Genomic DNA, 22418 nt, shown 5'->3' on the forward strand with positions numbered 1-22418 from the left:
ATGATTTTATGAAATATATATGACAGAGCACCCGACGAGGCGCAACGCGCCTACCGCATCTTCCGCAAGACACCCGCGGCGCGCAGCTCCTGCCCGTCCACCTTCACAGGCCGATCCGAGTAATTAAACCAGAACCGCTCGACCCCGGTGTCACGACGCCGCACGCCCTCAGGCATCCGCTCAGTCCCCAGATCAGTCGCCAGCGTCTCGATCAGACGCATATGCACGGCATCATCGCCCCAGCCGCCGACATAGGTGACATGCGGCGCGCAACGCACGGCCAAAGGCGCGCCCTCATCCGTGGCCAGAACCACCTCACCCCCGCCCTCAAGCTGCTCGAGATAGCGCGAGACGTACCCGCCCCCGTGCACGGGCACCGGCAGATCGGGGCGCATTGACTGGACGCGCGACACGGTCAGATCACTTCCAGGCCACGCAGGCGGCAACGGCACAGGGATGTTGAAATCGGCATCCCGTGCGCCGGTACGCGGCCCTAAAACCACCTCTGCATCAGCGGTTTGCAAGGCCGCCTTCAAGTCATCGGGCATGTGCATCACGCCCGGCACCAAAACCAAAGCATACCCCGCAAAGTCCCGCGTGCCGGGCGGCAGGATATCGACCGACAGCCCCAGCTTGCGGCACGCGCGGTACCAGTCAAAGACAAGCCCAAAATAGCTGAGCCCTTCCCCATGCGGCTGCACCGACCACGCCCAATCGGCATCGTAGTCGAACACAATCGCGACCGGCGCTTGAGCGGGCGACACGTCCGGTGCATCGGCCAACTCGGCCATCACCTCTGCTGCCTCACCGAAGGCTTCGGCCTCGACCGAGTCAGGGCGCAGAAGGCCCGCGTGCATCTGCTCCTGCGCAAAGGGGGCCTGCCGCCAGCGGAAGTAGCATACCGCCTCCGCCCCATGGGCAAACGCCTCCCACGACCACAGACGCACCATGCCGGGCAGTGGCGACGGGTTGTAGGGCGCCCAGTTCACTGGCCCCGGTTGCTGCTCCATGATCCACCACCGGCCCTTGCCGACGGCGCGATACAGATCATGGTGAAAGGCCTGAAAATCCGGATCGCCTTGCCGAGCGTAGGCGCGTTGGTGCGCCGCATCGGCGCCCACACGGTCCTCCAGAAAGCCCAGCGGATAGCTGTCCCACGACGCGATCTCCAGATCGTCGCCCACCTTGAAATGGTCGAACTCGGTCACGCGGCCCATGTAGTTGTGGGCAATCGGCGCGTCCGAGAACTGCCGGATGATCTCGACCTGCGCACGGTTGAACGCCACCACTTCGTCCGACGCAAACCGCCGAAAAGCATGCGCATGCGCCGGGTTTGGTTCAGTTACCGTCAGGTTGGGCAATCCAACCTCGTCAAAATCATCATAGTCCATCGACCAGAACACATTGCCCCAGGCCGCGTTCAGCGCGTCGATGTCTCCGTGATTGCCCTGCCCCGGGAACTGCCCGCGCAACCACTCCTGAAACCGCGTCCTTGCCGCGTCCGAATAGCTGAGCACCGTGTCGTGACAGCCATACTCGTTGTCGGTCTGCCATGCGGCCACATGGGGATTGCGACCATAACGTTCGGCCACGGCCCGCACGATCTTGCGGCTTTCCCCCAGAAATCCCTGATGCGAGAAGCAATAGTGACGACGCGAACCATAGCCGCGCACATGCCCGTTCTCATCGACGGCAAACATATCCGGATGCTTTTTGCAGACCCATTTGGGCGGCGTCGCCGTGGGCGTGCCCAGCACAACCTTCAGCCCGGCAGCCCCCAGCGTCTCGATCGCCCGGTCCAGCCAGCTCCAGTCGTATTCGCCCTCGCGCGGCTCCATCCGCTTCCACGCAAATTCGCCAATCCGCACCCAGGTCAGGCCCAGATCGGCCATGCGCCGGGCGTCCTCGGCCCATTGCGCTTCGGGCCAGTGTTCGGGGTAATAGCAGACCCCAAGTGTTCGCTTCATAGGATCACCCGATGTTCACGCTGGCCTGCCACGCCCGCAGGCCCGTAAAAGGTTTTCCCTCCCTCCGCCTCGTCCAGCCCGACTGCTGCGGTGGTAACGAAAAGCGTTGTCGCATCCGGCCCGCCAAAGGCCGGGCAGCTTGATTGGCTGACCGGGACGTCAACCGCGCGCAAGAACGTCCCGTCCGGGCCGTAACACGCCACACGACCGACGCCCCACTGCGCATTCCAAAGGTTACCATCGGCATCGATAACCGCTCCATCCGGGTTCAAACCCTCAGGCTTCAGATCAACAAACACCTGCGGCTCACCTGCGGGCCAGCCTTCATCATCCAACTCAACACTCTGAATTTGCTGTGAAAATGTATCCGCAAAATGGGCCCGAGTGCCGTCCGGAGCAAACGAGATCGCGTTCGAGATGGTGATCCGATCAAACAGCCTGCGTAACTCGCCCTTGTACAAGCGATAGATCGCCCCGGCATACGGCTCAGCATCCAAACCCATGGTCCCAATCCAGAACCCGCCCTGCGGATCCGCCCGCCCGTCATTCGAGCGCGTGACCGGATTGTCCGCTTCAAGCGCCGTCACTAGCTCCCTGTCTCCTGTCGGAATGTCGAACCGCCACAGCCCCGAGGCCGACGCCATCAACAGCGTGTCCCGATCCACCCAGCCGCAGGCCGAGACATGCTCGTCAAACTCCCACTCCCGCCGCTGCGCCCCGCGCGAAAACATGCGCTTGCCCAGAATGTCGAACCAGAACAGTTCGCCCCGCTCCGGATGCCACATGGGCCCCTCTCCCAATTGACACGGCGTATCATCGAAAACCTGCACTACGCGCCCGCGTCGTAAGCTGCCACCATATCCGCCGCACGGCTGGCAACATCGGGCACGGACATGCCTGGCTTGTAGAGAGCCGAGCCGATGCCAAACCCGGTGATGCCAGCAGCGAACCATTCGGCAAAGTTCGCAGACCCGACACCGCCCACGGCATAGGTCTTGGTCCCCGCAGGCAGCACCGCACCAATAGCTTTCAGCCCCTCAACGCCCAACAGGGACGCCGGAAACAGCTTCAGCCCATCGGCCCCCGCCTGAAGCGCCGCAAAGCATTCCGTCGGCGTCATCACACCGGGAAAAGACATCATCCCCGCCTGTTTCGTCGCCACAATGACAAGGGCATTTGCATCCGGCGACACCACCATATGCGCACCCATCTCGTGCAGGCGCTCCACGTCCCGCACATCCAACACGGTGCCCGCCCCGATCATCGCATGATCCGCGTGCGCCTCCAGCATTTTCCCAATGCTATCAAAGGGATCAGGCGAGTTCAGCGGCACCTCGATCCGGGTGATCCCCGCATCGACCAGTGCATCGGCCACCGGCACAGCCTCGTCCGGGGTGATGCCGCGCAGAATGGCAATGATCTCTCGGCTCATGCGGCCTCTCCGTAAATCTGTGTGTAGGCGGCGGTCAGGCCCGCCAATGTCATCTCTTCCGCACCGGCCATCTGCGTCGGCACACCTTGGGTCTTCAGCGCATCGGCATAGGCCTGCGACAACGCCTCAGCCCCGATCAAAGCAACCTGCTGACCCAACCAATAGGGCCGCATTGACGCCAGTTCCGCCCCAACCAACAGCCCCGACAACCGCGCCCGCGCGGCATTACCGGACAATCCGTGCAACAACCCCTCCGCCCGCAAGGAAAACAGCGCCGCCGCCAGCCCCTCGGGCCGGGACAAGGACTGATCAACCCCCGCCGCAAAGCTCTCGGCATCCCAGCCGTCGCCCATGGAATGGCGCAGCACCGACCGCTCCGACAAAAGTGCAAACATCTCACCCGTCATCGCCGTGCGGAAACTCACAATCTCGCCCGCGCTCACATGCGCCCACTTGGTATGCGTCCCCGGCAGGCAGATCACACCATCAAAGCCCGGCGACGTGGCAAGGAACCCCGCTATCTGCGTTTCTTCCCCGCGCATCACATCCGCAGGCTTCACCTGCTTCACACCGGGCAGAATGCGCACATCGAGATCAGTACCCGCCACCCGCACGGCCTCCGCCGCGGCAGGCGGGGCACAAGGCACGGCAGCATAGGGCGCCTCCGCCCAGCCCTGCCGCGACCCGACCATACCGCAGGCCAGCACCGGCGCAGGCAAGGCATCGCCAATGAGTTCCCGCAACGCAGGCTCAAACCCGGACCGCTCCAACGCGCCCATGCCCCGCGCCGACGACCGCCGATCCACAACCGTGCCATCGGCGCGCATCAACCATGCGCGCACATGCGACGTCCCCCAATCCACAGCGATCCAGGCCACATCCCCCATCAGCCAGTCACCACAACGCCGCCATCGACGACCACCGATTGCCCTGTCATCATCCGACTTGTCCCCGAGGCGAGAAACAGCGTGGCCCCAACAATATCATCCGGCTCCAGATGGTCCTTCAGGCACTGCCGCTCCATATGTGCCGCCAACCCCTCGGGCGTGGCCCACTGGTCCAACTGCTTCTGCGTCAACACCCAACCAGGGGCCAGCGCATTCACCCGGATCTTGTCCGGCCCAAATTCGCGCGCCAGCGACCGGGTCATCCCGTTGATGCCACTATTCGACCCCGTATAAATCGGATAGCCCGCATTCCCCATCATGTAGCTGATGGAGGAAAAGTTGATGATCGACCCGCCACCCGCAGCCTGCATGCCAGGAATGACCGCCTGACAAGCAAAGAAATAGGCCTTGAGGTTGATGGCGATCATCCAGTCCCACAGCTCTTCATCCACATCCATCGTCGCATGGCGTTTGTCATTGGCTGCGTTGTTCACCAGCGTCGTGACCGGCCCATGCGCCTCCGCCGCCTGATCAATGCACGCCTTCAAATGCGCCGTATCCGTGATGTCGCACTGCATGAAGAGCGGACGCACGCCGTGCTTGGCCTCCATCTCGTCACAGAACGCCGTCGCGTCCGACCGCCCGACAAAAGCAACCTGCGCACCCTGATCCATGAACCCGTCCGTCAGCGACGCGCCAATGCCCGAGCCACCCCCGGTGATGAACACCGATGCGCCCTTCAGATCGTGAAATGTGGCTGTTTCTTTCATGGCATCATGTCCTTCTCGGGGCTTAGGCGAGATCGCCTTTGATCACCCACATCCGTTCCGGGAAACTCCATGGCAGCGTCAGGCCATGGTACATCAAATAGGCCCCGCTCACCACGATAGGGCCGGTCTTCAGCGCGTTCTGGCCGCGCGACAAATGGCTCGCATCCTCACGATTGATCAGCTCCACGCGGTACTTGGCATCGGGTGTCAGGCGCGTCAGACGCAGGGGGCGCGGCGCGATCTGATCACTCGTCGCCGCCTTGCCCGCAAAGACAACAAACTGGCCCCCGCCAAGCTCCAGATGCTGCTCGGCAAAGACGGCAGGGTCGGCGCTGTCCAGACGCAGAATATCGGCGCCATACATCCAGTCGCGGTTGTGCTTCCACCAGCCAGTCACGTCGGTCAGCACTTGGGCTTCTTCATCGGTCAACTCACGCGGGTCCATCTCGAAGCCCATGTGGCGCTGCGCGGCCACCCAAACCCGAAACCGGATGTCGAGCGTTCGGCCGGACGTATGACATGTCCGCGGACCCACATGACTGCCCGTCACCGCCATAGGCAAAAAGATCGACGCGTTGTGCTGAATGCGCAGCCGCTCAACGGCGTCGTTCGAGTCGCTCAGCCACACACGCTGCGTCCGCTCCATGATCCCGAAATCGATCCGACCCCCACCCGAGGCGCAACTTTCAATCTCCACATCCGGGAACCTCTGCCGCAACCGGTCGAGCAGCGTGTAAGACCCGCGCGTCTGTGCGGCATCGGGCATCGGCAGCACGCGGTTGTGGTCCCACTTCACATATTCGATGTCATGGCGGCCCAGAATGTCGCTGATGCGTTCAAACAGGAACGACTGCACGGCAGGCAGCGCCATGTTGAGCGCCATCTGCTGACGCCCCATGATCTGGTCCTCACCCCCCAAAGCCCAATCGGGATGGGCGCGGAAGATGTCGGAGTTCTGGTTGATCATCTCCGGCTCGAACCAGATGCCGAAGGTCATGCCCAGCGACTTCACGTGATCAATCAGCGGGGTCAGCCCATCCGGATATTTCCGCGGATCAACCTCCCAATCGCTCAGGGCCTGCGTGTCATCATCGCGATTGCCGAACCAGCCATCATCCAGAACAAACCGCTCCGCCCCCAGCTTGGCGGCACGCTCCGCGATGTCCTTCAACTCATCCAGATTGTGGTCGAAATAGACGGCTTCCCAGCAATTGTAGTGCACGGGCCGCGGCGCATCCGGGCGCGGGAAAGTCACGATCCGATCCCGCAGATGCCGCTGGAACGCCACCGCGCAGCCGTTCAGACCATCATCCGAGAACACGGCATAGAGCTTGCCCGTTGCAAACCGCTTCTGCGCCGATCCCTCGACCCGCGCCGCATGTCCAAACTGGATCTGCCGCCGCCCGTCCGGTAATTCCTCGGCCACCATACGGTGCCCACCGGACCACCCGTAATGAAAGGCATAAGCATGGCCCGAGGCGTTCGACGCCCCCTGAACCGGCACGATCAGCCCCGGAAAATGCTCATGCCCCGTACGCCCGGTCCGGTTCTCGCGGTAGCGAATGCCGGGCGACCAAGGCGTGCGGTTCATCTGGAACTCACCACACCAGCGGCCTGCAAAGTCGATCATCTCGTCGGCCAGTTGCGGCGCGGGAAAGACCGGAGCCGACAGCCAGTGCAGGTGCATCGGCTCCAGCGCGTCCAACTCGGCGCTCGCCTCGATCATGTGCGTGTCCGGGTCGATCGCAAAGCGCGCGCGGTAGGTCAGCACGCGGTCCTCGTCCATATAGGTCAGGATCAGCACGTTCTCGGCCAGGTCGGACCGCTCAAGGCAGAACTTGGGCAGGAACGGCGTCCCGTCACCGTGCCGAATGATCAGACCTGGCTGCCCAGGAAAGGACCGAGTCGCCTCCGGGCAGATGCTGAGTTCGGGATTTGCATCGAGCATCCCGCCCGTCACATCGAGGGTATAGGCCTCATAAAGCGTCGTCAGATCTTCTTCGTCCGGCAGGCGCGGTCCCCAATAGACAACCTCCGCCAACCGGCCCCTGTCGGAGCCGAGGACCAAAGTCTGACGCCCGTCATCGAGGCGCCAACATCGTATCACTTTACAGCCCCCAAGGTCAGACCGGCAATGAAGTGCCGTTGCATCAGGAAGAAACACACGACGGGTGGAATAGCGGCCAGCAAGGACGCCGCCGACACGAGGTGCCAGTTGTTCACGAACTGCCCGTTGAGCGCCCGCACCCCCGCCGTGATCGGCTTGGCGCTTTCGCCTTGGGTCAGCACGTTGGCCCAAAAAAAGTCGTTCCAGACAAAGGTGAAGATCAGCACCGCGAGCGCCGCGATGGCCGGGCGCACGAGGGGCAGAACGACGTACCAGAAGATGCGCCACTCTGCGACGCCTTCGATCCGCGCGGACTCCACCAGATCAAAGGGTAAGGCCTTGATGAAGTTGCGCATGAAGAGCGTGCAGAACCCGGTCTGGAATGCTGCGTGGAACAGAAACTGCCCGGCGATCGTGTCATAGAGGCCTGTCTGCACCGACATGTCGCGCACGGGCACCATGAGGATCTGGAACGGGATGAAGTTGCCTGCCACGAACAGGAAGAACAGCGGCAGCGCGACCCGGAAGCGGTAGATGGCAAGCGCGTATCCGGCGAGGCACGCAAGGGCCACGGAGATGACAACGCTGGGCACGGTAATCAGCACCGAATTGAGCATGTACTGCGCCGCAGCGGACTGGGTGAAGACAGCGGCGTAGTTCTCGATAAGCGCAAACTCCGATGGCCAGCCAAAGACGTTGCCCGAGTTGATGTCCGCCGCCGACCGGATCGACGTGAGGAAAATGGCGAGCAAGGGCAGCAGCCACATGATGAGGGCAATGGGTAGGAACGCCTGGTAAGCCGCTTTGGCCGTGGCGCCGGATTTTTCGATGGGACGTGGAAACATCTCAGCGCCCTCCCTTCTCGTCCTGGTACATGCGCCACAGGAAGTAGCTGATGAAGATGAGCATGATGCCGAACAGCACGGTCGCAATGGATGACCCATAACCATACCGCTCGCCATATTCGGAAATCGCCACCTCGAACATGTAGTGCGACAGCACGTTGGTGGAGCCAAATGGCCCGCCCTGCGTCATGATCGCGATCATGTCGAAGGACCGAAGGGCGCCGATCACGGTGACCACCACGGCAATGAAGGTCGCGGGCTTGAGTTGCGGCACAACCACATACCACAGCATCTTCCAGCCCTTGGCACCGTCGAGGCGCGCAGCCTCGATTTGGTCTGCGGCCACGTTGTTGAGACCTGTGAGATAAAGGATCATGCAATACGCAATCTGGGGCCACAGACCGGCGGCGATGATCCCGTAGGTGGCCCATTGTTCGCTCGACAGGATGTCAGGCACGGGGCGTTCGCAGCGGAAGGTCGTGTTGCCGAGGATGTTGGTGGTTTCCTCGCAGAAGATCGCCTTCCAGACCGTGCCGACCACGCCGAAATCAGGGTTGTAGAACCAGCCGAAGATGAGGCCCACGACCACTTGGGAGATCACGAAGGGGAAGAAGAACATCGACTTGTAGAAGCGCATCCCCGTCACTGTCTGGTTCAGGAACAGCGCGATGAACAGCCCCGCGGGGACGGCCAGCATGTAGAGGACCAGCCACGCGATGTTGTTGCGCAGGGAGGTCCAGAAATTGGGATCGCCCCAGAGCCTTGCGTAGTTTTCGAAGCCGACCCAAACAGCGGTCGAGTTGCCCTCGGCATCATAAAGGCCGTTCCACTGGTAGAGGCTGAGCCAGAGGGATTCGAAGATCGGGATGACAACGTAGATCGCGAAGAAGATCAGCGCCGGGATCAGGAAGATCCACGGGGCGATGGCCAGCTTGTTGCGCCTGAAAAATCCCGGCTCGGTCCGGGTTCGGGTATCTGTGACAACGGCATCTGCCATGGGCGTCCTCCTGGTCTGAGGGCAGGTGTCCCCGCGGGGACAGCCAGAACCTTTTGAAAGCACAGCAGATTTTTTTGGGATTAATCTGTGTTTACAGAAGGTTAATGGCAAAATCGGGGTGTAGGGCAAGGTGCGCAGTGACTGCGCACCCTACGGATTGCGTGCGATGCGCCGGGGTGGCGCATCGCTGATCAAGGCTTAGTAAACCTCGGCTTGGACCTCATCCAGACGCTGCAGGATGTCCATCTTCTTGGACGGATCCAGCATGAACTCCTGGAAGCCTTCCATGCCCGCCTTGGCCATCGCGGCCGGGGCGTCGCGGTCATAGAACTGCGCGAGGCCGGTGGCACCGTTCAGCAGCGCAAAGCCTTCTTGGATGAACTTGTCATCCGAAATGTCCGCCTTGGAGTTGATGGGCAGCTGGCCGATGGTCTTGTTCCACTCGGTCTGCACATCGGGGCGCGCCACGAAGGCCAACCACTTCTTGGCGTCTTCGACATTCTTGGCGTTGGTCGGGATGAAGAAGGCGTCCGCAGGCGCTTCTTCCGCCGGGGGCACGTCCGCGTTGATGGTCGGGAACGGCATGAAGTCGATCTGATCTTCGGTCAGGCCGGCGTTCTTGTAGCCGTCGACGGAGAAGTTGCCCATCACGTACATGGCCGCGTCACCGTTTGCGAAGGGCGCAATTGCGTCCTGCCAGCTCATCGAGGCGTGGTTGTCGACAAAGCCGCACTCGTTGATGAGTGTCTCCCAGTTCTCGAACGTGGCGACGATGCGGGGATCGGTGTACTTGATCTCACCGGCGGTCAGCGCGTTGTGCACGTCATAGCCGTTGGTGCGCAGGTTGATGTAGTCGAACACACCGGCGGCGGTCCAAAGGAACTTGGTGCCGATGGTGAAGGGCGTGACGCCGTTCTCTTTCATCTTGCCGCAGGCAGCCAGCAGCTCGTCCCAGGTCTGGGGCTCTTCCAGTTCCAGCAGGTCAAAGATGTCTTTGCGGTAGTAGATGCCCCACTGGTAGTAGGAGTAAGGCACGCCCCAGATCTTGCCATCACGGCTCATCGTGGCCTTGATCGCGGCCAGATCTTCGTTGAAGCCGTTTTCTTCCCACACGTCATCGACAGGCTGGAACAGGCCCGCATCGACGAAGGGCGCCATGCGGTTGCCGGGGTACCAGCTGGTCACGTCCGGCGCGTCGGCAGTCAGGAAGTTGCGGATCGCGGTCTTGTGCGCTTCGCGGTCATTGATGTTGACGATGACGTTGATGTCGGGGTTTTCAGCTTTGAATTTCTCGACGGCGTCTTCGAAGCCTTTTTTCGGGCCGGGGTTCAGGTCATCGAAGTTGATGACCAGATCGCGCGCGAAGGCCGTGCCAGCGACAGCCGACAGTGCAATGGCCGCCACGGCGGTTTTCAGATTAAGGAACATTGGTTCTCCTCCCGTTGGTTCCATAACGTTCCGCCGCCGAGCCTGAGTTTTCCTGTCGGCGACGAAATTCAGATTTTCTTTGACACCGGCCCCCGCTTTGTGGAAGTTCCACATAGTGACACCGGTTTCCAACTATTGGAACTATGCGGGGACACGGGGCGCAGGTCAACAGGTTTCATGCGCCACTCTGGGAGGAGACAGATGAACACGGCAGCCCCCCGTTCGGGGGAGGGAACCATTGCCAAGGCGTTGGAAGTGCTGGACCTTGTGGCCCAGCTGGAACGTCCTGTGCGGTTTTCCGAACTGCTGGCCCTGTCCCCCCACCCCAAGGCCACACTCTACCGTCTGGTGCAGACGCTGACCGCGCTTGGCATGCTGCGCTATGATTCTGATCGGCAGACCTACGCGCCCGGATTGCGCCTTGTGCGCCTGGCCCATGCGGCGTGGCGGCAAAGCTCTCTGGCCCCGATTGCCCGCCCGTTTATTGACGATCTGAGCGCACAGGTGGGCGAGACGGTGCACTTGGCGCAGATGGATGGCGGTCAGGTTCTGTATGTGGACAAACGCAACGCGGCCGAGCCGCTGGAGATGTTTTCGCAGGCCGGAAAGGTCGGCCCCGGATATTGCACGGGCGTGGGCAAGGCGATGCTGGCCTTTCTGGCGGACGACGCGCTGGACACCGCGCTGTCGCAGCAGGCGTGGTTTGCCCACACGACCCACACCCATACGAGCCGCGAATCTTTGTGTTCCGAACTGGAGGCGATTCGGGCCGAAGGCGTCGCCTATGACCGTGAAGAGCATGAGCCCGGTATCATCTGTGTCGCCGCCCCGATCCTGTCCGATGCGGGCCGGTCCATCGGCGCGCTGAGCGTCACCACATCCACCGCGCGCAAATCGCTGGCCGATCTGGGCCAGCTTGCGCCGCATCTTCAATCCACCGCGCGCGATATCGCCGGTGCCGCTGCCAACTGGCAGTTTCCAAGTCAATAGAGGGAGGACACCATGACCGGTGTGACATTGCAGAAAGCCATCAAGCGCTACGGCGCGACACAGGTCATCCATGGTGTGGACCTGACCATTGATGATGGCGAGTTCTGTGTTTTTGTCGGCCCGTCGGGCTGCGGCAAGTCCACCCTGCTGCGCATGATTGCGGGGCTTGAGGAGACGAGCGACGGACAGATCAGCATTGGCACCCGCGACGTGACCCATATGGACCCGGCCGAGCGCGGCGTGGCGATGGTGTTCCAGACCTATGCTTTGTATCCGCACATGACGGTCGAAGAGAATATGGGCTTTGGCCTGAAGATGAACGGCGTCGACAAGGAGACCATCAAGAAGAAGGTCGATGGCGCGTCGAAAATCCTGAAGCTGGACGAGTATCTCAAGCGCAAGCCTGCCGCCCTGTCGGGTGGTCAGCGCCAGCGGGTGGCCATTGGCCGGTCGATTGTACGGGGGCCGGAGGTGTTCCTGTTTGACGAGCCGCTCTCGAACCTTGATGCCGAGTTGCGCGTGGACATGCGGGTGGAAATTGCCCGGCTGCACAAGGAGCTGGGCACCACGATGATCTACGTGACCCACGATCAGGTCGAAGCGATGACGCTGGCCGACAAGATCGTGGTACTACGCGCGGGGCATATCGAGCAGGTTGGGTCGCCCATGCATCTCTATCAGGACCCGGACAACAAGTTTGTCGCTGGCTTCATCGGCTCGCCTGCGATGAATTTCGTGAAGGGTATCGTGGAAGGGAACGGTGTGCGGGTGCCGGGTCTTGGCGACCGCGTGGTGCCGACATCCGTGGGACTGCCGTCTGGCGGGACCGAGGTGATCGTGGGTGTGCGCCCGCAGGACATGTCGCTGGCCGAGGGCGCGTCGCCCATCACGCTCGATATTCGCGAGCGGTTGGGCGGTGTGGCCTATGACTACCTGACCACCCCGACGGGCGAGCGGGTGATTGTGGAATCGAAGGGCGATTTGGCGATGGAGGAAGGAACGGAAGTCACCGTGTCCTTCGACGACGACCGGGTGATGTTCTTTGATGCGCGGAGCGAGCAGCGGCTGCGCTGAGACCGGTTTTCAGCGAGATTGGCCGTCATCTGGGTATCAGGTGGCGGCTTTTTTGTGGGTTGGGGATGGATTGGGGCAAGGTGCGTTATTTGATGTTTTTGCAGCTATTTCTGTGCACAAATCCGAGCTTTGATGGAAAATTCACAACAGCATCACGCGCATCAATAGGAGGCTCATCGGCGCATGTGCTTAACCTGCGAGGCAGGTTGACCGGCGATCTTCTCAAGCAAAGCTTTTGGAATACCCGACAGAGTGTTGAATCCAATACAAGATTCGGCACATCACTTCTGATCGCGTAGATAGCCCATAATCGCGGGCCGGACGTTCATATCGCCCCTGTGGCGTGCATCGGCGATGACTTTGCGGACTTCGTCCAGATTTGAGCGTCTTAACAACGACTTGACCGGCCCAATGGACGCAGGGCGCATCGATAGGCGGCGCAAGCCGATGGCGGCGAAGCACAAGGCTTCGACCGGGCGGCCTGCGTCTTCTCCACAGAAGGACAGCGCCGTGTCGGTCTGTGCGCAGCGTTCCACGATGCGTTCGATGAACGACAGGAACGACACGTTGAGGGTATCGTAGCGGCGGCGCACGCGTTCGTTTTCGCGGTCGGCAGCAAAGAAGAACTGCTTGAGGTCGTTGCCGCCGATGGAGAGGAACCCGACCTCTTCAAAAAATTTCTGCGGTGCGAAGGCGAGGCTTGGCGTTTCAAGCATCGCGCCCACTTCGACCTTTTCGGGCAGCACATGGCCCAGTCGCGCCTCGCGTTCCATGGCCTTGTCCACTTCGGCGCGGGCGCGCGTGTATTCCTCGTACTGCGCGACGAAGGGGAACATCACCGTCAGGGGCCGCCCGTTCGCGGCCCGGATCAGCGCCTGCAACTGCATCCGCATCACGCCGGGCTTGTCGAGCCCCACACGGATCGCGCGCCAACCCAGCGCTGGGTTCGGCTCGTCATTGGGCTTCATGTAGGGCAGCACCTTGTCCGACCCGATGTCGAGCGTGCGGAAAATTACGGGCTTGCCGCTTGCCGCATCCAGCACGCGGGCATAGAGCGCCGACAACTCCGACCGTTTGGGCATCTGGTTGCGCACCAGGAACTGCAATTCGGTACGGAAGAGGCCCACACCCTCGGCCCCTGACCCCTGAAGCGAGGGCAGATCGGCCATCAGCCCCGCATTCATGTGCAGCGACACGACCGACCCGCAGAGCGTTTCCGCGGGTTTGTCCCGGATTGAGGCGTAGCGTTCGACCGCGGCCGCCTGCATCGCCATCTTGTCACGGAAGGCGGTTACCACAGTATCATCGGGGCGCAGGTGCACGATGCCCTGTTCGCCGTCGACCATCACATGATCGCCGTTCAGCGCCTCGAGCGTTGCGCGGTCGGCATGGACGATCAGCGGAATGGCCAGCGCACGTGCCACGATGGCGGCGTGACTGCCGACGGACCCAGCCTCAAGTATGATCCCCTTGAGGCTGCGGCCATAGTCCAGCAGTTCCGCAGGCCCGATATTGCGGGCCACAAGGATGGGATCTGCGGGCATCTCGGCCCCGGTATCAGATCCCTGCCCCGTCAGAATACGCAGCAGGCGGTTCGACAGGTCGTCGAGGTCCGATAGGCGTTCACGCAGATAGCTGTCGGTCGCCTGCCCCATGCGGGCGCGGGCGAGCGATTGCTCTTTCTCGACGGCGGCTTCGGCGCTCAGACCGTTGGAAATGTCCTCCTGCATCCGCCGCATCCAACCCTTGGAATTGGCAAACATGCGATAGGCTTCAAGGACTTGCGCCTGTTCCTTGTCAGCGGCGAGCGCGAGCATCTTGTCGACGCCCACGCGCAGCTCTTCGACCGCTTCGGTCAGACGCTCCAACTCGCGATGCGGATCATCGGCGATTGGATTGGTAACCACGACGCGCGGTTCGTGCAGCCAGATATGGCCCTCGGCCACACCTTCCTGTGCAACCGTGCCGCGCAGCATGACGGGCTGCGAATGACGCGCGCCCATGGCCGCACCCTCGCCGACAAAGGCACCGAGTTCGGCCATTTCGGCCAGGACCATCGCGACGACTTCGAGAGCATAGACCTCGTCCGCGGAAAACTCGCGCGCCTCTTTCGATTGCACGACCAGCACGCCCAGCGCCTCACCCAACCGCTGCACAGGCACGCCGAGGAAGCTGGAAAACACCTCTTCCCCCGTCTCGGGCATGTAGCGAAAACCTCGCGCATTGGGCGCATCGGCGGTGTTTACGACCTGACGGCGCCGGGCCACACGACCCACCAGACCCTCGCCCAGCCGCATCCGGGTCTGGTGCACCGAATCCGGATTCAACCCTTCGGTGGCGCACAGTTCCAGCGTTTCTTCATCCCGGAACAGGTAGATCGAACAGACCTCGCACCCGATGCTGGTGGCGATCAGATGGGTGATCTTGTCCAGCCGCGCCTGGCCCGGGTCATCCCCCGCCATGGCGTCGCGCAAGCGGCCCAGCAGCTTGCGGCTTTCTGTTTCAAGGCGTTCGGCCATTGCCGCGCTGTCCCCACGTCGATCCTGCGACGACAGCTTAGATCACAGGGGGCCGCAAAGCGAAACGACAAAGCGACATTGCAAACCGCATTACTCCCGCAAAAGTAGTGAATAAGCTGTAATCCGCAGCACCAACCGGATCAATTTGCCAATTGGGCAATCATCCTGTCCACATAGGCGCTACACAGGAAAATAGTGCGCCCGTTGCGCTGCCACCCAGCAGTTCCGTCACATTGTTCCAGTTCCAGCGTGACGCGCGAGTGCCAGTCGATCCGGGTCAGCAGGTCCAGCGCGGTCTCGACCAGATCGCGGTTGGCCATCGCCATCAGCTCAAGTTCCGGGTCGACGCGCAGGCCCACTTCGGTCACACGCGCATCGTGGTCCATCCACAAAGGCTGAAGCGTGCGCCGCCAACTGCGCAGGATTTCGGGGGCGAGGTCGGCGCAGTTGTCCCGCGCATCGTCGTTCATCATGTTGCGCTCTGCGAGGCCGGAGTAGCGGTTCGGATCAAAGCCATAGAGCAGGCAGATCATCCGCCCTGCCCGCTGCGCGTCCGGGCGGTATTCGGAAAACGGGCCGGGGCTTGCGCCATCGGCGCGGTGCTGGGCGGCGCGTGCTTCGATGATCGCCTCGGCCCGGTCAGGCAGGGTCAGGTAGATGTAGGCGGTCGCGAAATCCTCTGCGATGTCCTCTTCGGGTCCGAGGACGGGCAGGTCGAACTCACGCAGGATCGCATGCCCGGCCTCGTGTGCAATAACATGCAAGAGAGCATTGCCCACCCGCTCCGGCAATTGGGTCGCCGCGGCAGGCACCGCCCAGATCACAAGAAGTAAAGCGTAAAGCGTGCGCAACATAGACCCGTCTCCTGACGTCCGCGTTGCGCTCTAGATGGGGGCTTAGGCCGCTTTGTCCAACTCGAACGCGTCGTGCAGGGCCTGAACCGCCAATTCCATGTATTTGCGGTCGATGAGCACGCTGATCTTGATCTCGGACGTCGTGATGACCTTGATGTTGATGCCCTCGGCACTCAGGCACTGGAACATCTTGGCCGCAACGCCCGTGTGGCTGCGCATCCCGATGCCCACGACGCTGATCTTGGCGACATCCGTGTCGGCGATGAGTTCGTGGAAGTTGATGATTCCTTCGCCCTTGGCCGCATCCATCGCCTTTTCCGCGCGCGCGACCTGATCCGTGGGGCAGGAGAATGTCATGTCCGTCCGCCCCTCTTCCGAGATGTTCTGGACGATCATATCGACGTTCACACCCGCATCAGAGAGCGCGGTAAAGATGGTGGCGGCGATGCCGGGGCGGTCGGCGACCGACACCAGCGTCATCTTCGCCTCGTCCCGGGAAAAGGCCACACCGGCCACGACATTGCTTTCCATGATATCCTCCTCGTCGCAGACCAGCGTGCCTGCATTGTCGGATTGTTCTTCGAAACTCGACAGCACACGCAGGCGCACCTTGTAGCGCATGGCCAGCTCGACCGAGCGGGTTTGCAGGACCTTGGCGCCGAGCGAGGCCAGTTCCAGCATCTCCTCGAACGCGATCTTTTCAAGCTTGCGCGCCTTGGGGCTGACCCGCGGGTCGGTGGTGTAGACGCCGTCGACATCCGTGTAGATGTCGCACCGCTCGGCGTCGAAGGCTGCGGCAAAGGCCACGGCGGTGGTGTCTGATCCGCCCCGACCCAGCGTGGTGATACGCCCCTCGGGGCTGAGCCCCTGGAAACCTGCGACCACGGCCACCCGCATGCCTTCGCCAAACTTGGCGTTGATGTTGTCGGTGGGGATCTCTTCGATCCGGGCGCTGGAGTGCGACGAATTCGTCTTCAAAGGCACCTGCCAGCCCTGCCAGGAGCGTGCGGGCACGTCCATTTCCTGCAAGGTCAGCGCCATCAGACCTGCGGTCACGTTCTCGCCCGAAGACACCACAGCATCATATTCGCGCGCATCGAACAGGGGCGAGGTTTCGTTCACCCAGCCCACCAGTTCATTGGTCTTGCCCGACATGGCCGACACGATGACAATCACGTCATAGCCCTTGGCGACCTCCACCCCCACGCGCTTGGCCGCGCGGCGGATGCGGTCCAGCGTGGCCACGGACGTGCCACCGAATTTCATCACGAGAACAGGCATGAAGGGCCCCAATTTTCAGTCCGCCCGGCCTTACCCGCAGGTTCCGGAAGTTGCAAGGACACTGGGTCGCCGAGCCACTGCATTGCCTTCTTCTCTTTGACAAATACGGTCGGGGGAGCTCGAGGGGGCAGACAGCCCCCTCGTCAGAAAAAATAGATCGCGTCGCGCTAAAGGCGCGCCCGCATCGTAGAAATCCAAAGGCGGCCTTTGGATCACGTGCGCATCAATAAGCGTGCGCGCGCCCATCCCATGTCTCGAAACAGCCCGTGGTGTCGTGATCCAGAGCCGCGAAGCGCTGCATCAATCCCTCCACCGCCTCATCCACAGTGATGTCGGCCGCATCCCCGCCCATATCCGTCTGCACCCAGCCTGGGTGGTAGATGCCCACCGCCACCTCCCCCGCCAGATCCGTGGCGAGGTTCCGACCCAGGTTCAGCACCGCGGCCTTCGACGCGCGGTAGATATAGCTGCCGCCGGGCGCGCGGGTGTGGGATGCCATCTGGGACGAGATGATTGCGATGCGTGGCGCGGGCGCGGCGCGCAGGTTGGGCAACAGGGTTTGAATGGTCAGGAATACGCCGGTGACGTTGGCAGCAAAGCTCTGCGCCCAGAGATCGGGGGCATAGCCCGTGTTCAGATCATTATTGCCTTTGTCCAGATAGACCCCGGCATTGCAGACCAGAAGGTCGATGGGGCGGCCCGCGAGTTGAGCAGCCATGGCGCGATGGTCCTGCGGCTGGGTCACGTCAAGCGTCACTTCTGCGCCAGAGGACCGGCCCGTGCCGGTCACGTCGTGGCCCATGCCGCGATAGGCTGCGGCCAGCCCTGCGCCGATGCCACGTGTGGCACCCGTGATCAGAATATGCATGTCGGTCAGTTTGCCTTGCGTGTTGGAACAAAGGGCAGCGGGGCCACGGGCACGCCGTCGTCAATCAGGCGCTTGGCCTCTTCGCGGTTTGCCTCCCCCCAGATCGGGCGGTCGGGCTGCTCGCCCAAGTGCTGCGCCAGTGCCTCGGCGGCGAAGTTGCCGCCGACATAGGTGGCGTTCTTTTCCACTGCCTCGCGCATCTTCGACACGGCAGCCTCAACCTCGGAGGCGGGGTGCGACAAGGCGTTTTTGGTGGGCTTATCGGTGGCCGTGCTCACGCGCGGCGCCATGATCGCTTTGGACACATCCGCGTTCCCGCACACCGCACAGGACACATGGCCCGCAGCCTTCAGACTGTCAAAGGCATCAGCGCTGGCGAACCAGCTTTCAAACCCGTGCCCATCGGCACATTTGAGCGCATACTTAATCATTGCCGCACGACAATAGTGGCTGCGACGCGGACGTCAAAGCCGTAAAGCCTTTGGATCACGCAAGAAACCGTGGGTCAAAATCGCGCAGGATACGGGCCAGTTCGGGGGAATCGACCATCTGGAACGCCTTTTTGCGGCTCACCCACTTACGCTTGCGCTCGGCAGCCTCGGGAAACTCGGCGGCGAGCGACTTTACCTTGAGCGCATAGACCATCGCCACGACCGGCAAACCAGCGTCGGCGCCCATATCCTTGTTGTAAGAAAACATGCCCAACGGGCGCTGATCGGCGCGCCCCAGTACACCCGCTTCTTCCCAGGCCTCCTGTGCAGCGCTGTCGCCCGGTGTCAGGCCATCCATCGGCCAGCCCTTCGGGATGATCCACCGCCGCGTTCTGCGCGACGTGACCAGAAGAATCTGAACCTTGCTGTTTTTAACGCGGTAGCACAGCGCAGCAAATTGAGTGCGCACGTCCGCCTTTTTAGCCCGCCCAATCGAGAGCGGGAGCTGTTTGATCATCGGGGCCGTCACTGCCCTGCCCTCCGTAATTGTGGGTAATATAACCTTGTTTTTAGTTAATGACCAGTTATTGGACCTGTTCTGTGGTCTTTGAGGTCGGCAAATCGCGGCTTTCCGGCACCGCGACCTTTGCATCAGAACTGCGTTTTGACCTTGAGGCACGGTCCTCCTTGCCCAATAGTCCGGGGCGATGAAAACCCCAAACTGGATCAAGGGCTTGGTGCTGGCCTGCGCCACAGCGATGGTCGGCCAAGCCGCGGAGGCCGAGCCTGTGCGCGTCTTTGCCGCCGCATCGCTGCAGGGGCCGCTTGATGCCGTTGCGGCCACCTGGGATGGCGCGGTCGTGATCAGCTATGGCGGCAGCGGCGCGATGGCGCGTCAGATCAGCCAGGGTGCACCCGCTGATGCGGTGATTCTGGCCAATGCAGAGTGGGCGGATTGGCTGGCAGAGCGCGGCATCGGTGCCGCGCCCCCGCACGCCCTGTTGTCGAATGCGCTGGTCGTTGTTGGCCCCATAGGCGCGCCGCCGTTGCCCGAGGTGACGACCGATGATCTGCTGGACCGGCTGGGCGGCGGGCGCCTTGCCATGGGCCAGCACATGTCGGTCCCTGCAGGCATATACGCCCGCGCATGGCTGGACCGCGTGGGCGCATGGGATGCGCTGCGCCCCCAGCTGGCCGAGACCGATAATGTGCGCGCGGCCCTTGCACTGGTCGCACGGGGCGAGGTGCCCCTGGGCATTGTCTATGCCTCGGACGCGGTGGCAAGCGCCGACGTCGCTGTCCTGTTTGAAGTGCCCACGGATGCGCACCCAACCGTTGTGTATCCGGGCCTGGCCCTCAGCCCCGAGGGCACCGCGTTTCTGGATCACGTGGCCGCACGGATCGACACATTTGTTGCCGCAGGGTTCCGCGCGCCATGATGCTGGACGCTGCCGGATGGACCGCCCTGCGCCTGTCGCTGCTGGTCGGTGTGACAGCCACGCTGGTGGCCCTGCCGCTGGCCATCTGGATCGCGTGGCTGCTGGCGCGCCGTGACTTCTGGGGCAAGGGCGTGCTGAACGCGCTGGTCCACCTGCCCCTTGTGTTGCCCCCCGTCGTGACCGGCTATCTGCTTTTGATCTCCTTTGGCCGCAACGGCCCCGCGGGCCGCTTTCTGGAGGAGACCTTCGGCCTCGTCTTTGCCTTTCGCTGGACCGGAGCGGCTCTGGCGGCAGGGGTCATGGGGTTCCCCCTGATGGTCCGCGCCATCCGGCTGGCCATTGAAGCCGTCGACCCTAAGATCGAAGACGCCGCCCGCACCCTTGGCGCCCCCGGCTGGGCCGTCTTCGGCTCGATCACCCTGCCCCTGATCCTGCCGGGCGTGCTGGCGGGCGCGGTCATGGGCTTTGCCAAGGCCATTGGCGAGTTCGGAGCCACGATCACCTTTGTCGCCAACATCCCAGGCGAGACGCAAACCTTGCCCTCGGCCATCTATGCGCTGTTGCAGGTGCCGGGGGGCGAGGATGCGGCGATCCGGCTTGTCATCTGGGCCTGCATCATCGCACTGGGTGCCGTGGCGCTGTCGGAATGGCTGGCGCGGCGCGTGGCGCGCAGGATCGCGGGCGCATGACGCTGTCGGTCGCCCTGCGCAACCGCTTCGGTGATTTCGACCTCGACGTCGCGTTCGAGGCCGGGCCGGGGGTGACGGCCCTGTTTGGTCGGTCGGGGGCGGGCAAGACGACCATCGTGAATGCGGTCGCGGGGTTATTGCGCCCCGATCATGCGCAGATCACCCTTGATGGGGAACGGTTCGACAGCCTGCCTGTCCACCGCCGCCGTGTCGGATACGTGTTTCAGGACGCGCGTCTCTTTCCGCATATGAGCGTGGCCGACAATCTGGATTACGCCAGCCGCTACGGCGCACGCGCCAGTGACCGCCCGCGGATCATCGAGATGCTGGGGATTGGTACCTTGCTTGATCGCCCGCCCGCCACCCTGTCGGGCGGAGAGAAGCAGCGCGTGGCCCTCGGGCGGGCATTGCTGTCGAACCCGCGCCTGCTGCTGATGGATGAACCGCTGGCCGCCCTCGACGCCCCGCGCAAGGCTGAGATCCTGCCCTATCTCGACCGGCTGAAGGCAGAAACGGGTCTTCCGATCCTCTATGTCAGCCACGCCGTGGACGAGGTCGCGCGGCTGGCCGATCACATGGTGCTGTTGGCAGATGGCCGTGTGGCGCGTGCCGGGCCACTGTTTGACGTGATGGCAGACCCCGCCGCCGTACCGCTTCTGGGCGTGCGCGAGGCTGGCGCGGTGCTGCGCGCACGGGTTTTGAGCCATGACGAGGATGGCTTGAGCACGTTGCAGCTTGCCTCGGGCCACGTGCAGCTAATGGGGGTGCAGGCCCCGGTTGGCGCAGAGGTGCGGTTGCGTGTGCTGGCGCAGGACGTGCTTTTGTCGCTGACCGAACCGGAGGGGCTGAGCGCGCAAAACATCCTGCCTGTCATAATCCACACCATTCGGGCCGGTGACGGGCCGGGGGCGGCCATCGCGCTTCAGGCGGGCAGCGACCGGCTGTTGGCACGGGTGACGGCACGTGCCGTGCAGCGGATGGGACTGGTCGAGGGGCAGTCGCTCTTTGCGGTGATCAAGGCCACCTCTGTCGCACAGTCGGCCATCTCGGGTGCAGCTACTTGAGCGCCAGCACCTGTGTGCGCAGCCGCTCGACCATCGCTTCGTGCGGCTGGTCCGCCTCGACCGATAGACGGCGCAGGCCGAAATGCACATGGGCCATGTCGGTGTAATACTTGGTGTAGCTGAAGTTGATGGCGGCCCCGGCAGCAGCCCCCAGCACAGGCACAGTCTGGGCTGCCAGCTTCTGGCCCAAGACCACCGCAAGACGCGGGGCCACGCGCGTGATCATCGCCTGCATCGCGGCACCAGACAGCGCCATGCGGGCGGACAAAAAGGCGATATCAGACCCGTCGTCATGCTCCAGCGGACCGGCGGCGGCAAAGACCTGAATGCAGTCGAAGCGGACGGAGTCGGCGCTCGGATCAAACCCGTGTTCCTCAGCCACCCCCTCAATCACGCGCAGAAGGAGGGTTGTGGTGACCGGCAGCTCGGCCAGCGCCGTGGGCAACCCGCCAAAACCGCCTGCCGCCCCCATGGCCGCACTGACAGTCGCGTTCAGCCACTCCGCCTGATCCGGCACCACGCCGCGTGACCGGCTGGCAGCGCCCAGCGCCTGGGTCAGGGCGGCGCGGGTGGCATCGGTCAGCTGATCCTGCACCGCGACGGGCAAGCGGTTGAGCAGCCCGTCGGCCTGCGTGCCCAGCGTGTTCAGTACCTGGATGCCCAGACCGCCCGCAGCCTTGTAGCGCCTAGCGAGCCGTTCGAGTTCATCCTCGGGGTTGAGCGGGTCGGGGACAACGATGATCTGGTTCATGCCCTCAAGATGGGCGAGGCAAGGG

21 protein-coding genes are annotated in these 22418 nt (G+C 62.8%); 5 read left to right on the forward strand and 16 right to left on the reverse strand.

What is annotated here, in order from left to right; genetic code table 11:
* Positions 1–50 precede the first annotated feature (50 nt).
* From FD715_RS08850 to FD715_RS08890, 9 genes are all read right to left on the reverse strand, one after another.
* Positions 51–1967, reverse strand: a complete 1917-nt coding sequence (locus tag FD715_RS08850) for a beta-galactosidase (protein ID WP_147108330.1) — start codon at positions 1965–1967, stop codon at positions 51–53.
* On the reverse strand, positions 1964–2797 hold the full coding sequence (locus FD715_RS08855) for an SMP-30/gluconolactonase/LRE family protein (protein ID WP_370455373.1): 834 nt from the start codon (positions 2795–2797) through the stop codon (positions 1964–1966). The genes FD715_RS08850 and FD715_RS08855 overlap by 4 nt, the downstream gene beginning before the upstream one ends.
* The gene (locus FD715_RS08860) at positions 2797–3399 is read right to left on the reverse strand and encodes a 2-dehydro-3-deoxy-6-phosphogalactonate aldolase (RefSeq protein ID WP_147108336.1); all 603 of its coding nucleotides are present in this window, start codon (positions 3397–3399) and stop codon (positions 2797–2799) included. The genes FD715_RS08855 and FD715_RS08860 overlap by 1 nt, the downstream gene beginning before the upstream one ends.
* The gene (locus tag FD715_RS08865) at positions 3396–4286 is read right to left on the reverse strand and encodes a 2-dehydro-3-deoxygalactonokinase (RefSeq protein ID WP_147108338.1); all 891 of its coding nucleotides are present in this window, start codon (positions 4284–4286) and stop codon (positions 3396–3398) included. Before FD715_RS08865 ends, FD715_RS08860 begins: the two co-directional genes overlap by 4 nt.
* Positions 4286–5056, reverse strand: a complete 771-nt coding sequence (locus FD715_RS08870) for an SDR family NAD(P)-dependent oxidoreductase (RefSeq protein WP_147108340.1) — start codon at positions 5054–5056, stop codon at positions 4286–4288. The genes FD715_RS08865 and FD715_RS08870 overlap by 1 nt, the downstream gene beginning before the upstream one ends.
* 22 nt (positions 5057–5078) lie before the next feature.
* Positions 5079–7163: an alpha-galactosidase gene (locus tag FD715_RS08875; RefSeq protein WP_147108343.1), complete on the reverse strand. Its 2085-nt coding sequence runs from the start codon at positions 7161–7163 to the stop codon at positions 5079–5081.
* The gene (locus tag FD715_RS08880; RefSeq protein WP_147108345.1) at positions 7160–8008 is read right to left on the reverse strand and encodes a carbohydrate ABC transporter permease; all 849 of its coding nucleotides are present in this window, start codon (positions 8006–8008) and stop codon (positions 7160–7162) included. Before FD715_RS08880 ends, FD715_RS08875 begins: the two co-directional genes overlap by 4 nt.
* Position 8009: 1 nt before the next feature.
* Entirely contained in the window at positions 8010–9005 is a 996-nt protein-coding gene (locus FD715_RS08885; protein WP_147108348.1) for a carbohydrate ABC transporter permease, read from the reverse strand.
* A gap of 198 nt (positions 9006–9203) precedes the next feature.
* Positions 9204–10433: an ABC transporter substrate-binding protein gene (locus FD715_RS08890; protein WP_147108351.1), complete on the reverse strand. Its 1230-nt coding sequence runs from the start codon at positions 10431–10433 to the stop codon at positions 9204–9206.
* A 201-nt stretch (positions 10434–10634) separates the two neighbouring features.
* On the opposite strand from FD715_RS08890, the gene FD715_RS08895 reads away from it, so the two are divergent.
* Together FD715_RS08895 and FD715_RS08900 are read left to right on the forward strand one after the other, a co-directional pair.
* Complete coding sequence (locus FD715_RS08895; protein WP_147108354.1) at positions 10635–11423, forward strand: IclR family transcriptional regulator; 789 nt, start codon at positions 10635–10637, stop codon at positions 11421–11423.
* Between the two features lie 12 nt (positions 11424–11435).
* Positions 11436–12497, forward strand: a complete 1062-nt coding sequence (locus FD715_RS08900) for an ABC transporter ATP-binding protein (protein ID WP_147108357.1) — start codon at positions 11436–11438, stop codon at positions 12495–12497.
* A 281-nt stretch (positions 12498–12778) separates the two neighbouring features.
* On the opposite strand, the gene ptsP is transcribed toward FD715_RS08900, so the two are convergent.
* From ptsP to FD715_RS08930, 6 genes are all read right to left on the reverse strand, one after another.
* Positions 12779–15016, reverse strand: a complete 2238-nt coding sequence (gene ptsP, locus FD715_RS08905; RefSeq protein WP_147108360.1) for a phosphoenolpyruvate--protein phosphotransferase — start codon at positions 15014–15016, stop codon at positions 12779–12781.
* Between the two features lie 140 nt (positions 15017–15156).
* Entirely contained in the window at positions 15157–15870 is a 714-nt protein-coding gene (locus FD715_RS08910; RefSeq protein WP_147108363.1) for a DUF4344 domain-containing metallopeptidase, read from the reverse strand.
* A gap of 42 nt (positions 15871–15912) precedes the next feature.
* Positions 15913–17151, reverse strand: coding sequence for an aspartate kinase (locus FD715_RS08915; protein ID WP_147108366.1), 1239 nt, complete (start codon positions 17149–17151; stop codon positions 15913–15915).
* A gap of 223 nt (positions 17152–17374) precedes the next feature.
* Positions 17375–18019: an SDR family NAD(P)-dependent oxidoreductase gene (locus FD715_RS08920; RefSeq protein ID WP_147108369.1), complete on the reverse strand. Its 645-nt coding sequence runs from the start codon at positions 18017–18019 to the stop codon at positions 17375–17377.
* A 5-nt stretch (positions 18020–18024) separates the two neighbouring features.
* Positions 18025–18450: a DUF1178 family protein gene (locus FD715_RS08925; RefSeq protein WP_147108372.1), complete on the reverse strand. Its 426-nt coding sequence runs from the start codon at positions 18448–18450 to the stop codon at positions 18025–18027.
* A gap of 55 nt (positions 18451–18505) precedes the next feature.
* The gene (locus FD715_RS08930) at positions 18506–18967 is read right to left on the reverse strand and encodes an NUDIX hydrolase (RefSeq protein WP_147108375.1); all 462 of its coding nucleotides are present in this window, start codon (positions 18965–18967) and stop codon (positions 18506–18508) included.
* A gap of 190 nt (positions 18968–19157) precedes the next feature.
* Between FD715_RS08930 and modA the strand changes: the two genes are divergently transcribed.
* The 3 genes from modA to modC are packed head-to-tail and all read left to right on the forward strand — an operon-like array spanning position 19158 to position 21642.
* Positions 19158–19889 (forward strand): molybdate ABC transporter substrate-binding protein, encoded by a 732-nt coding sequence (gene modA, locus FD715_RS08935; protein ID WP_223274807.1) that lies wholly within the window; start codon positions 19158–19160, stop codon positions 19887–19889.
* Entirely contained in the window at positions 19886–20578 is a 693-nt protein-coding gene (gene modB, locus FD715_RS08940) for a molybdate ABC transporter permease subunit (RefSeq protein WP_147108378.1), read from the forward strand. Before modA ends, modB begins: the two co-directional genes overlap by 4 nt.
* Positions 20575–21642, forward strand: a complete 1068-nt coding sequence (gene modC, locus FD715_RS08945) for a molybdenum ABC transporter ATP-binding protein (RefSeq protein ID WP_147109294.1) — start codon at positions 20575–20577, stop codon at positions 21640–21642. The genes modB and modC overlap by 4 nt, the downstream gene beginning before the upstream one ends.
* On the opposite strand, the gene FD715_RS08950 is transcribed toward modC, so the two are convergent.
* Complete coding sequence (locus tag FD715_RS08950; RefSeq protein ID WP_147108381.1) at positions 21635–22393, reverse strand: EcsC family protein; 759 nt, start codon at positions 22391–22393, stop codon at positions 21635–21637. The genes modC and FD715_RS08950 overlap by 8 nt on opposite strands.
* Between the last annotated feature and the right edge of the window lie 25 nt (positions 22394–22418).

The sequence above is a fragment of the Tateyamaria sp. syn59 genome (assembly GCF_007995245.1).
In the GTDB taxonomy this organism is placed as follows: domain Bacteria; phylum Pseudomonadota; class Alphaproteobacteria; order Rhodobacterales; family Rhodobacteraceae; genus Tateyamaria.